This window comes from Sphingobium sp. CFD-2 (genome assembly GCF_024611135.1).
GTDB lineage: Bacteria > Pseudomonadota > Alphaproteobacteria > Sphingomonadales > Sphingomonadaceae > Sphingobium > Sphingobium fuliginis.
This window is the reverse complement of the sequence record NZ_CP084405.1, coordinates 2,961,536-2,974,081: the sequence shown is the minus strand read 5'-3', so window position 1 is coordinate 2,974,081 and position 12,546 is coordinate 2,961,536. Positions and strand designations below refer to the sequence as shown.

Annotated in this window: 11 protein-coding genes, 1 tRNA gene and 1 pseudogene; 11 read left to right on the top strand and 2 right to left on the bottom strand. The window is 56.2% G+C overall.

Annotation, left to right across the window (positions count from 1 at the left end; translation table 11 throughout):
- The first annotated feature begins 43 nt into the window (after positions 1–43).
- From LDB29_RS14765 to LDB29_RS29400, 9 genes and pseudogenes are all read left to right on the top strand, one after another.
- The gene (locus LDB29_RS14765; protein WP_257554532.1) at positions 44–451 is read left to right on the top strand and encodes a transcriptional regulator; all 408 of its coding nucleotides are present in this window, start codon (positions 44–46) and stop codon (positions 449–451) included.
- A gap of 455 nt (positions 452–906) precedes the next feature.
- Complete coding sequence (locus LDB29_RS14760) at positions 907–5,313, top strand: RHS repeat domain-containing protein (RefSeq protein ID WP_257554531.1); 4,407 nt, start codon at positions 907–909, stop codon at positions 5,311–5,313.
- Position 5,314: 1 nt separating this feature from the next.
- Entirely contained in the window at positions 5,315–5,737 is a 423-nt protein-coding gene (locus LDB29_RS14755) for a hypothetical protein (RefSeq protein WP_257554529.1), read from the top strand.
- A gap of 291 nt (positions 5,738–6,028) precedes the next feature.
- Positions 6,029–6,409: a hypothetical protein gene (locus LDB29_RS14750; RefSeq protein ID WP_257554527.1), complete on the top strand. Its 381-nt coding sequence runs from the start codon at positions 6,029–6,031 to the stop codon at positions 6,407–6,409.
- Positions 6,410–6,780: 371 nt separating this feature from the next.
- Positions 6,781–7,392: a plasmid pRiA4b ORF-3 family protein gene (locus tag LDB29_RS14740; RefSeq protein ID WP_257554524.1), complete on the top strand. Its 612-nt coding sequence runs from the start codon at positions 6,781–6,783 to the stop codon at positions 7,390–7,392.
- Between the two features lie 360 nt (positions 7,393–7,752).
- Positions 7,753–8,019 carry a hypothetical protein gene (locus LDB29_RS14735; protein WP_257554523.1) on the top strand — a complete coding sequence of 89 codons (267 nt, stop codon included), beginning with the start codon at positions 7,753–7,755 and terminating at the stop codon, positions 8,017–8,019.
- 45 nt (positions 8,020–8,064) lie between these two features.
- Positions 8,065–8,304, top strand: coding sequence for a hypothetical protein (locus tag LDB29_RS14730; protein WP_257554521.1), 240 nt, complete (start codon positions 8,065–8,067; stop codon positions 8,302–8,304).
- Positions 8,304–8,747 (top strand): type II toxin-antitoxin system VapC family toxin, encoded by a 444-nt coding sequence (locus LDB29_RS14725; protein ID WP_257554519.1) that lies wholly within the window; start codon positions 8,304–8,306, stop codon positions 8,745–8,747. Before LDB29_RS14730 ends, LDB29_RS14725 begins: the two co-directional genes overlap by 1 nt.
- Before the next feature lie 22 nt (positions 8,748–8,769).
- Positions 8,770–9,750 (top strand): annotated as a pseudogene (locus LDB29_RS29400) (recombinase family protein); the annotation flags it as partial.
- A 231-nt stretch (positions 9,751–9,981) separates the two neighbouring features.
- Here LDB29_RS29400 and LDB29_RS14715 read toward each other — a convergent pair.
- Together LDB29_RS14715 and LDB29_RS14710 are read right to left on the bottom strand one after the other, a co-directional pair.
- Positions 9,982–10,140, bottom strand: coding sequence for a hypothetical protein (locus LDB29_RS14715; protein ID WP_257554515.1), 159 nt, complete (start codon positions 10,138–10,140; stop codon positions 9,982–9,984).
- A 189-nt stretch (positions 10,141–10,329) separates the two neighbouring features.
- Positions 10,330–10,406 (bottom strand) — tRNA-Pro (locus LDB29_RS14710).
- 189 nt (positions 10,407–10,595) lie between these two features.
- Here LDB29_RS14710 and yajC point away from each other — a divergent pair.
- Complete coding sequence (yajC, locus tag LDB29_RS14705; protein ID WP_025551594.1) at positions 10,596–10,931, top strand: preprotein translocase subunit YajC; 336 nt, start codon at positions 10,596–10,598, stop codon at positions 10,929–10,931.
- A 9-nt stretch (positions 10,932–10,940) separates the two neighbouring features.
- Complete coding sequence (gene secD, locus LDB29_RS14700) at positions 10,941–12,542, top strand: protein translocase subunit SecD (RefSeq protein WP_025551592.1); 1,602 nt, start codon at positions 10,941–10,943, stop codon at positions 12,540–12,542.
- Positions 12,543–12,546: the final 4 nt, after the last annotated feature.

The window sequence follows — 12,546 nt, the reverse complement described above, 5'->3', positions numbered from 1 at the left end:
TCTGCCTGTCATGTCAGGAGCGTCTGCCGAGGAGTGCGGAAGCATGTCATCGAACGAGAGATTTGCCGCTGTCGATCTGTCCCCTTTAAAGCTGATCAAGAAGATTGCCGGGGAACGGATCAGGCAAGAGCGAAAGCGGCGCCACATTACGCAACCGGAGCTTGCCCAGGAGATGGGCTTCAGTCCGCGATGGCTTCGCGAGATGGAGTCCGGGGCCCCGAGCACCCGACTGGACGATCATCTGAACGCCACTTTGCGGCTAGGGCAATCGGTTGGCCATATCGTGCTGCCGCTGCTCTGTATGGGGCACGGCATCCGATTTCCCCAGCACCTGATCTATGATGATCTCGGTGACATCGAGCTCAAATGTATCGAGTTGATCGCGGGTTCAGCGGTCAATTCGCTGAAGCAGGATCTGTCTCCCGAGTGGTGGCCATCAGGCGAGGCTTGATCGAAGCTCGCTACGATATCGCCCGCGAGCACCAAGGTCACTGATCAATCCGGTGCGGGACTTTGGCAAGCTCGTCGCAGATCAGTCCGTAAGCTACATTTTGTATCCATCACAAGCACGTAGCGAGAAGACTGTCTGAGAGACAATTTTGTTCAATGGGTTTGCCAAAAAATGCGCGTCGGCGTGTCCTAGAAATAGGGCAAGTGCATCAATGCGATGGTCGGCCAGAAGGGTCGATACGGAGCAGCGCCTTGCCGGAACACGGGGGCAGAATGATGCAAATTTCGCTGAGTCGGCGTTTCGCGGCAATCTCCTTAAATTTCCGGTGCACTCCCTTGCTCCGAGTTCTGATTGCGCTCGCTGTTGTGGTTGGACTCTCATGCCAGCCTTCACTGGCGCAGACCGGCGTCACTACGGTGGAACCCCCACCTTTGGTGCAGTCGGTGGATGAGAATATGGTCGACCTGATCAGCGGGCAAATGAGCATCGCATTGCCCGACATCTCGGTTGGAAATGGCGACAGTGGCCTGTCGTTTGCGTTGACCGCTGACAGCGACCAGATCGTGCCCACACATCTGTCGGGCATCCAGTATATGAATACTAGAACTTATCTAGGGAGTGGTGCAGCGATTGATGGCTTGAGGCTGCCTGTAAATGTTTTAGGCATTACTGATTCCTTGTTTCAATGTACTGACAAGTATCAACGTGCCCAGGTAGGGCTACCGCATCGATACACGCCCTGCGAAAACGGAAATAATGTTGGCGGAGAGGTCAGTCTTATATGGGACTGGTCAAAGTTTCTCACCGAGCTTAGCTCTGGTGGCAATATTTCGCTCCAGAGCGATGGCCTGATCAGATATCAAAGCAGAGATGGCGCTAGAGCATACTTTATTGATAATACATCAGAAATAAGCGGTCGGGAGGTATTTTCTCGTGCGATTGCCGCGACGTTCCGGGCCAGAACCGATCGAGTTGAGTTTCCGTCTGGAGAGACTACGAAGTTCAACTATCGCGAGATAGAAAGCACGGCGTGTACGATTGTCTGTAACGTGAGGCGCGCTTACCGGCCACAGTCGATTACTAATAACAATGGATATCAGATCAAGTTTGAATATCAAACTGACTCGATACCTTCGAGCAACGCAACGGATGCCGACTTCCAGGCATGGACGACATTGGTCAAAGCTACCGCCATCAACATGGCAGTCGACTATTGTGATCCCCTAGCAGATCATTGCTCCAACCTGTCACAAACCTGGCCCTCTCTTCAATTCGTTCGCGTAAATCAGGGGCAAGGTCATAGCTATACGGTCATTGATGCGCTCAATCGCTCGACCATATTGACCTACTCGGCAACAGGCAGTGGCGCAGTCAAGCTCACGGCAATCCGGCGCCCTTCCGCCGTAGCTGCGGGCGGGCCGGACAATATAGTTGTTGGCTATGATACGAACGGACGGGTCAGTTCGGTCAATCGCGATGGGGTCGTGACGAACTACAGCTATGTCCTCACTGGACAGAGCGATGGCGTAGGTACGAATAGCCAGCTTTTGAACCAGCAATTGACGGTAACCGCGACAGCACCGGCCGGGCGGAAATGGATTGGCCATATATTCAGAGGATCGTCTTTTAACCGGACTCCCAGCAAGCCAGTCGCAAGTCCGGCGACCCGTTTGACTGCCTTGACTGATGCCCTCAATCGTCAAAGCGGATTTGCCTTTGACGAGTTTGGCCGCTTGGTACGGGCAACCGCGCCCGAAGGGGACTATGTCCGTTACAGCTATGATGGCCGCAGCAATCTCATCGAGACAAGGCATGTGTCGAAAACACCGGGTACTCCAGCCGACATCGTGACCAGCGCGGGCTATGATGCGTCTTGCGCCAATCCCGTCACCTGTAACAAGCCGAACTGGGCGAAGGATGGAAAGGGCAATCAAACTGACTTTGTTTACGATGGCTCAACCGGACTCGTCCTCTCTGTTACCGCTCCCGCTCCGGCCAGTGGGGCAGTTCGTCCTCAAACTCGATATGCCTATTCGAACCTCTACGCCTACTACAAGCAGGCCAGCGGTGGAGCGCCGGCGCAGTCAGCGAAGCCCAACGTCAAACTGACCAGCCTATCGACCTGCCGCACCGGCGCGACCTGCTCTGGAACGGCGGATGAGAGCAGAACGACCACGAGCTACGGCGTTCAAAGCCCAGGCACCGCCAACAATCTGCTGCCGGTTTCAGTCACAGTCGGTGACGGCAGCGGCTCGCTTAGTGCCACCGTTGCGAACAGATATGATCCGATCGGCAACGTCCTGACAGTGGACGGTCCGCTTCCAGGGGCAGCGGACACGACACGCTACCGCTATGATGCCGCGCGCCAGTTGCGCGGCGTTGTTGGGCCTGACCCGGATGGAACGGGGCCACGTGTCCATCAGGCAACGCGCATGACCTATGATCTCGACGGGCAACCAACGCTGATCGAGAGCGGAACAGTCGCCGATCAGGGCGATAGCGCATGGAATGCCTTTTCGTCGCTCCAACAGACTGAGACGAGCTACGATAGCGCCGGGCGCAAGACGAGAGGCGCCCTTAAAGCTGGCGGAACTGTCTATTCCGTCACGCAATATAGCTATGACCCTGCTGGAAGAATAGACTGCACCGCAGTCCGCATGAATCCCAATCAGTGGGCAAATGCGACCGATCCATGTACACCCCAGGCCGCAGGCTTCTATGGACCTGATCGCATCAGTCGCAACAGCTATGATGCTGCCGACCAATTGACGAGCATCACCGATGGTCGCGGGACGAATGTCCAGCGAGTTGAGCGATCGATTTCCTATACGAATAATGGTCTGCCCAAAACCGTCAAAGACGCAAAGAACAATGTCACGACCTATCTTTACGATGGATTCAACAGGCTCTCGCAGACCCAATACCCATCGTCATCCACTCCTGGCGTGAGCAATGATGCTGACTATGAGCAGATAAATCATGATGCCAATGGCAACATAATTAGTATAAGGCTGCGAGATGGGGAGTATATCGTAAATAATTATGACAATTTGAATAGGCTTACTATTCAGTATATGCCGAACATTGGCAACAATGCGAATAAGACCTTTGGTTATGATAATCTTGGTAATATGCGTTACGCCAATGTCGGCAACGGGAACTATACTGCAAATCTGAGCTTCGGCTATGATGTGCTTGGCCGACGGGTCTCGGAAGCATCAACGCTCGGTGGCACGAAGAACTATGCCTACGACCTTGGCGGACGCATGACGCGTTTGACTTGGGGAGACGGTTTCTATGTGACCTATGATCGCCGCGTCACCGGTGAGGTTTCAGCGATCAAGGAAAATGGGTCCACATCCCTCGCATCCTATGCCTATGATGACCTGGGCCGCAGAACCGGCATCTCGCGCGGGAACGGCACCGCGACCAGCTACTCCTACGATGCGGTGTCTCGGCTGAGCGCCCTGACGCATGATCTGGCTGGCAGCGCGCAGGATGTGACCTTTGGCTACAGCTACAATCCGGCGTTCCAGATCGCCAGCATGACACGCTCAAATGACAGCTACGCGTTCACGAAACATGTGAATGTGGGGCGCGGCTACACGGTGAACGGGCTCAATCAATTTGGCAAGGCGGGCGGCGTAAACTTCGGCTATGATGCGCGCGGCAATCTCACCGCCTCCGGTGCGGATAGCTATGCCTATAGCGCCATCAACACCCTGACTTATGCCAATGGCAAGCGGTTCGACTACGACGCCTTTGACCGCATGATCTACAGCGAGGTGGGAAACCGCCGATCGGACTATGCTGGATCAGCGCTGATTGCCGAATATGATGCAACGGGCGCTCTGCAACGTAGGTTCGTGCCGGGTCCAGGCTTGGATGAGCCGATCGCCTCCTATGTCGGTAGCGTGAAATACTGGTTCCATGCCGACGAGCGTGGCAGCGTCATCGCTCGAACCAGCGCCGCAGGGAGCGGCGTTATCACCCGCTACGACGAATATGGCATCCCAGATTCGGACAATGGGATGCGGTTCCTGTATACTGGCCAAGTCTGGTTGCCCGAAGTCGGGATGTATAACTACAAGGCTCGCATCTACTCGCCAACGCTTGGCCGGTTCCTGCAAACCGATCCGATCGGATATGCCGATGGTCTGAACTGGTATGCCTATGCAGGCAATGATCCCCTCAACAGCACCGATCCGTTCGGGATGGACGGTGAGCCTATCGAGGTAAGAGGTAACCGTCCTAAGCCAGTGGTCCAGGAGCCTTCAGGTCCCACCATACCTCGTGGGCCGGTTTCGACCCCTTATGTGGGCGGAGGTTTGTCCGGGCTTAGTGCAAGCTGTAAAATGGGCAATCAAGCCGCATGCGATGAGTTCACGGACTGGTTCCAGCGCCGGTATCCAGCTTCTAGGTTGACGCAGAAGCCTCAAAATAGGCACCGTGTATCGGGTGCATTAGCTGTAGCCGCCGGTGCATTGGTGGCGGACGATGTTACAGGCATAGGGGTTGCAGACGACCCCTTGGCGGCCGTACTCGGTGTTGCCGCCTTGGGCGCACTGGCGATTGAAAGCCTTCCAAGCGTTGAAGTGCATGGCAATTCAAGTCGCTCTCAGCGATCAACAGAGGTGTATAATTTGATCAATCGATCAACGGGAGCAATTGATAAAATTGGCATTACAAGCAATGCTGCTGCAAGATACTCGCAGGCGTGGCTCGATGTAAACAATGTTCGCTACCGAGCCATTCAAAGATACTCTTCGAGGTATCCTGCGATTGTTCATGAAAATATCGCGTTGACTTGGTATAAAGTAACTCATGGGGATTACCCTCGCTTAAACAAGGTTGCACGATAACATGGAATTTTGGGCTTCTTCAGAATCTTATGCGCCGGCGGATTCCAATCTTGAGCGCGCACGCCATTTCGTCGAGCCATATTTGAACGACACGTTGGAAAAATCGTCAATGGCAGATGTCGAATTGAAGTTACGGTACATACCTATTGTTATGCCGGTAGATATGCATGACCGTTATAAGGAGCGCTCAAAGGCCCGAATAAAGCAAAAAATCTATGATTGTGCGCCTCATTTGAATTATGAGGTGTTCGTATCGGGAGGTTTTGAAGATCAGATTGCTGAATATCTGCGCGGTGTCGGACTTTCCATACCTCATCTGAGGAAATTTGGTCTCAATGCAGAGCAGGTCGAGGAATTTTCGTCTATTCTCACGGAGGCTTTGAAAGCCTTGTCGGAACATCGTCCAGACCAAACAAGGCACTAAGCCGCGGAATGCAACGAAACCATGTTACTGTCTGGTGACATATTGAAGATTATGGCCAGAGATATAGACGTCCTGAAGCGATATAGATGATTGGTAGGATACCTTCATTTTGACAATAGCAAGAATGCGGGAGGTAATATGACCTTTACTCGGTATGCAGCTATATTGTGTAGCACAGTTCTGGCATTCACATCCGTCGCCGCGGCAGGTTCCGATTTTAACGGCTACTCATATGATGCATTAGGCCGACTTCGCGGCGCTTGCCGTATCTCCTCGCTTGGGGAGCATCGCGTGCAATATCTATACGACGCTGCGGATAACAGGATATATTATGACAGCGCGGATTTGAATACTGTCGTAAATCTGGGATCTGGCGCGGTAATGCGATCACCAGACCAACGGTTCACCCTGACCATGCAAGGCGATGGAAATCTGGTGCTCAGAGGGCCAACTGGCACATTGTGGGCGAGCAATACCGCAGGGCAAGCCGGTGCTATTATGCAGTTCCAAACAGACGGAAACCTTGTTCTCTACCGTAGCGGTGCGCCTATCTGGGCCTCTGGAACAGACGGCAATCAGTGCGCTATGTTGAATCTCCAGAACGATGGAAATCTGGTCATCTATGCAATGGGCTCGATGGCTGTTTGGGCAACGAATACCGCCGGTCATTGATGCTTATCTGATCTGCTCGGATGCACGATAATTGGCAGTGGCCCAGAAGCTTAGTTTGGTGGTCGCCTTATGCAGATACACCTCAAGGGCGTGCCAGGGTCAATACGGACGCCTTTGCCCAGCGCCCTGTCTATTGCAAGATGCGCGTAGCAACCCGTTTCTGTGTCCTCGATACCATCCGGCACGGCAAGAGCTTACAGTAAAAATATGGCAGCGCGGTGCGCCCGCTTAGCGAGGGCAGAGAAACTCAACGGGGTCGAGCCTCAAGCTTATATCGCCGACATTATCGAGAAGATCGCCTCAGGCCGGCCCACATGCGAACTCATGCCTTGGAACTGGACAGCACAGGCCGCACCCCTATGCATGGCAGCATGACCGATCAGATAGCCCGGATTCGCATCACGCTCGAAGACATAAAGCCCGCCGTCTGGCGCCGTGTCGAACTTCCCATCACAAACAGCCTCAAGACCCTGCATCTCGCGATCCAGGCATGCATGCTCTTCGAGAACTACCATCTGTTCCGTTTCGACGTCGGTGATGCCGCCTATGGCATCCGCTTCGATGATGACGATGCTTTCATGATCCGCACTCGCGACGCCTCCAATATGCGTATCGGTAAGCTCGTTGAGCGCGACATAACCGGCTTCACCTACACATATGATTTCGGGGACAATTGGCGTCATCGTATCGAGATCGAAGCGGTCCTGCCGGCAATTCCCGGCGCCAATTACCCCCGCTTCGTCGATGGTGAACGGCGCGCCCCGCCAGAAGATGTTGGCGGAACTCCGGGATTTGAAGAGTTCCTGAACGCGATGGCCGACCCCCGCCATCCTGCCCGTGCGTCCATGATCGAATGGTATGGTGGTCTCTTCGATTCTGCCGATATCAGCGCCGACGAGATCAGCGCACGCATGGCAAAACTCACCAAGCGAAGGGCGCAGGGAAAAGCCGCATACGCCGACGCTAAATCTCGCAACAGCTAATCGACTGTTACTTTGCCCCACTTGTCGGATGAGATGGTAGAGCGAATAAAAAGAAACAGTGCAGCCAAGGTCTCCCCAGGCGAATTTTCGGCAGTGATGTGCTGAAACTTCAAATTTGGTACTTCAATATTATCCCGAAGAAATGCTAAAGTGACTTCGCTTCATGACTGTCCTGCGCTGCCTTTTGGGGTAGCGTTCCATGTGTCTTGCCGAAAGAAATAAATCTAGCCCTTCCTGGTGGATGGGCTACTTGTCATGTCCCATCCATGGCGGACTGTCTGTTGATGACGAGATCCTAGCGGAACAATCGGTATCCGTACCAATTGGGGAGTCCGGCCAAGCGGTCGGGCAAGCCACTCAATGAAGGGGCGCGAGGATGGGCTAGGGGACGATGATCGTCCCGTGCGCCACAGCAGGCGGTTTTCCGACGAGATCGTCGAGAAGGCCCGGAAGGTCTTCCAGAAACGCACCAGCAGAAAGCTTACAAACGAGGACGCGCGCCAGATTCTAGAGAATCTGACGGGCTATTTCCGTGTACTTCACGACTGGGAGAGGACCCAACGGAAGCGGGAGGCTGAAGGCGCGGGCCCCGACAAAGGTCGCCGCAACCGTATTGACGAGGATTGATGTCAATGGTATCACTGATGTCATTCTTGTTCTAGGGGGTGGGCTATGGCCGGTGCTCTTCAGGTGCGTAATCTTGAGGACGATATTATCCAGCGCTTGCGTCGCAGGGCTGCACGCCATGGCCGTTCCGTCGAAGCTGAACACAGGGAAATTTTGCGACAGGCTTTGTTTGCCGAGATCGACCCTTCTTTCGAGGCGCTGGCTGCCGAAATGCGCGCGCTGACTGCGAACCGGGAGCAGACGCCTTCTGAAGTCCTGATGCGTGAGGGGCGTCAAGAACGGTGATGCGCTTGGTGATAGACGCCAGCATCGCGGTGAAGTGGGTGGTGACGGAAGACGGAACCGACGAAGCCGTGTCATTGCTTTCCGGCCATCGCTTGGCAGCCCCCGATCTGCTGGTTGCCGAGTGCGCGAACATCCTCTGGAAGAAGGTTCGTCGCTCCGAACTTACGGTGGAGGAGGCGATGGTTGCCGTCCGAATCATCCAGCGTGCCGATGTCGAACTCCTACCCATGCGTGCACTGATGGAGTCGGCCGCAAAGCTCGCCATTGAGCTGGATCGCCCTGCCTATGAATGCGTGTACCTCGCGCTGGCAATGAACCAAGGTTGGCAATTTGTGACCACCGATACGAAGTTCGTCGACAAAGCGCGGCAATTATCGCCGCCCGTGGCGCAAGCCATACTTTCCTTGGAGGAATTGGCGGGCGGCAGTGGAGATCGGCACTAGCCGTCATCAACGGAGGATCGAAATGGCGCGAGCAGCCAAGACGAAGACAAGGCAGAAGGTGCAGGAGGTTCAAACTCCAAAGGCCGTGATATATGCGCGCGTCTCTTCTCGCGAGCAGGAGCGGGAGGGCTTCTCGATTCCGGCGCAACTCAAATTATTGCGAGAGCATGCCGAAGCCAACGGGTTAGTTGTAGCTGCTGAATATATCGACATAGAGACAGCCAAGCAGAGTGGGCGCACCAATTTTGATGAAATGACCCGCTATCTTCGCAAGCACAAGACAATTCAGGCTATTCTAGTTGAAAAGACAGATCGACTGTATCGGAACCTCAAGGACTGGGTGACGATCGACGAGCTTGATGCTGAGGTTCATCTCGTAAAAGAAGGCGTCTCTCTTTCACGAGAATCACGATCATCCGAGAAATTCATGCACGGCATCAAGGTATTGATGGCCAAAAATTATATCGACAATCTTTCGGAAGAAGTCCGCAAAGGCATGTTGGAGAAAGCCGAGCAGGGCTTATGGCCGAGCGCTGCGCCCTTCGGATACCGAAATGTGGTGGCACAGGATGGCAAGAAGGGCATCGTCGTCGATCCCGATCAAGGCCCGATCATTACCCGCCTATTTGAATGGTATGCGACTGGGGGCTATTCCTTGAAGGAAATCGGCGCGCGGGCCCGTCAGGAAGGTCTTGCCTATCGCAAGAGCCAACGGCCGGTGCCGGTTAGCACCGTGCATAAAATTCTTCGCAGCCGCCTTTATACCGGAGAGTTCGAGTGGCTGGGCAAAGTCTATCAGGGAAGCCACCAACCGCTAATCTCGAAGGATTTGTGGCATTGTGTGCAGGATATTCTTGATGGGCGCAACATGAAGACGCGTAATCCCAAGACCGGTGGTGGCGTCCGTGAGTTCGCCTTCACTGGTCTGATCAGCTGCGGCCATTGCGGGTGCGCGCTCACGGCGGAGATCAAGAAGGGCAAATACATTTACTACCACTGCACCGGCTTCCGGGGGAAATGCCCTGAAAAATTCGTACGCGAGGAAGCCCTTGAGGAGCAGTTTGGGGCATTGCTGGCCAAACTCCGCTTCGACAAGGAGGTTTACGACCTGATTGTTGAAGCGCTGAGAGACAGCTTCGAGGTCGAAAGGCACGACCATGATGAAGCCGTGACACATTTGCGCGCTGAGAGCGACCGACTTCGGAAGCGCCTGGAAGCGGTTTATGTAGACAAGCTAGACGGCACCGTCACCGACGACTTCTATCGTCGCATGGCCGTCCAATGGCGCGATGAGCTCGATCGTTGCCAGCGCGATCTGGCCCGGCATCAGGAAGCTAGCAACGACTATATGGATGAAGGGGTCGCGCTGCTCACGCTGGCACGCAAAGCGCATAGATTGTTCGACGGTTCTATTGGAAGCGAGAAACGTAGGTTGCTCAATTTCGTACTATCGAACTGTGTCTGGAAGCACGGTGAGTTGAGTGCTGATTACCGGCAACCATTTGATATGCTTGTTAAAACTATAAATGAAACCGACCCATCTCAGGGGGGCGGCAGCGCCGACACCCCCATAAATGAGATTTGGTCGGGACGAGAGGATTCGAACCTCCGACCCCCACACCCCCAGTGTGATGCGCTACCAGGCTGCGCTACGTCCCGACCGGAGCGGCGCAATTAGAAGCAGTTTGGGGAATATGCAAGCCATTCGATGCAGGCTTTTTGCGCATTCGTCGGAAACCCTAATCATGTTGCCTCCGCCGTGCGATCTGTGTTAGCCGCGCGCCCTTGATCTGTGGGCGTTTATCGGCGCCCGCGACTGGACAAGAGAATAAGGCGAAAGTCCCAAGCATGTTCATATCTCCAGCCTTTGCCCAGACTGCGGGCGGGGAATCGTCCGGCGCCTCCATGCTGGTTCAGATGGCCCCGCTGGTCCTCATCTTCGTCGTCTTCTATTTCCTGCTGATCCGTCCGCAGCAAAAGAAGATGAAGGAGCACAAGGCCAAGATCGACGCCGTGAAGAAGGGCGATCAGGTCGTGACCGGCGGCGGTCTGATCGGCAAGGTGGTGCGCGTCGACGAATTCTACGCCGAAGTCGAACTGGCGCCGGGCATGAAGGTGAAGGCGGTGAAGTCCACCCTGACCGACGTGATCGATCCCGCCACCGCCAAGCCCGCGAACGACTGAGCCCCACCCATGCTGAATTTCCCTCGCTGGGCGGTCGTCGCGATCCTGCTGCCGCTGCTGATCGGCATAGCCTGCGCCGTGCCGAGCTTCCTGCCGGACACGGTGGTCGGGCAACTGCCCAAATTCATGCAGACCCGCGTGAACCTGGGCCTCGACCTGTCGGGCGGCAGCCACCTGCTGCTCGAAGCCTCGACCCAGGACGTGGCGAAGCAGCGCATCGCCAATATGGAGGAGCAGGTCCGCACGGAACTGCGCCGGGGCGACACGAAGATCGCGATCGGGGATATTTCCAGCCGCGACGGGAAATTGAGCTTCATGGTGCGCAACCCGTCGCAGGTCGATGCCGCCGTGGAGCGCATCCGGCCGCTGACCCAGGGGGCGGGCCTCACCGGCCAGCGCGATTTCAATGTGGAGGTGGTGAACAGCTCCACCATCGTCATCACCCCGACCAAGGCGGGCATCGACAATGCGGTGAAGGGCGCGATGGAAGTCGCGACCGAGGTGATCCGCAAGCGCATCGACGAAATGGGCACGCGCGAACCGACCATCCAGCAGCAGGGCGACAACCGCATCGTCGTGCAGGTGCCCGGCCTTCAGGACCCCAGGGCGCTGAAGGACCTGCTGGGCCAGACCGCCAAGCTGGAATTCAAGCTGGTCGACGTCAACGCCAACCCTGCCGAGGTGGCGCAGGGCCGCGCGCCTGTGGGCAGCGAAGTGCTGCCCTATCCCACAAATCCCGCCGGCCCGCCGGTGATCGCCGTCTACCGGCAGGTCATGGTGTCGGGCGAGGACCTGACCGACGCGCAGCAGGGCTATAACCAGCAGGGCAACGAGCCGATCGTCAACATCCGCTTCAACGGTGCGGGCGGGCGCAAATTCGGCCAGGTGACGTCGCAGAACGTCAACCGTCCCTTCGCCATCATCCTCGACGGCAAGGTGCTGTCCGCGCCGAACATCAACGAGCCGATCCTGGGCGGCAGCGCGCAGATCAGCGGCAGCTTCACCGTCGAAAGCGCCAACCAGCTTGCGATCGCGCTGCGTTCGGGCAAGCTGCCCGTCGCGCTGACCGTGGTGGAGGAACGCACGGTCGGCCCGCAACTCGGCGCCGATTCGATCCGCGCGGGCCTGCTCGCCTCGGTGATCGCGGTGGCGGCGGTGGCGGCCTTCATGTTCATGAGCTATGGCCGCTTCGGCATGTACGCCAACCTCGCCGTCGCCATCAACGTGCTGGTGATCCTGGGCGTCATGGGCATATTGGGCGCGACGCTGACGCTGCCGGGCATCGCCGGTTTCGTGCTGACCATCGGCACCGCGGTCGACGCCAACGTGCTGATCTACGAGCGCATCCGTGAGGAAAGGCGGAGGGGACGCGGGGTCGTGCAGGCCATCGAACATGGCTATAAGGAAGCCAGCCGCACGATCTTCGAAGCGAACGTGACCCACGCCATCGCCGGCGGCATCATGCTCGCTCTGGGGTCGGGACCGGTCAAGGGCTTCGCGATCGTGCTGCTGATCGGCATCGCGACCAGCGTGTTCACCGCCGTCACCTTCACGCGCCTGCTGGTGTCGCGTTGGGTCCGCGCCAAGCGCCCGACCGAAATCCACATCTGACGGG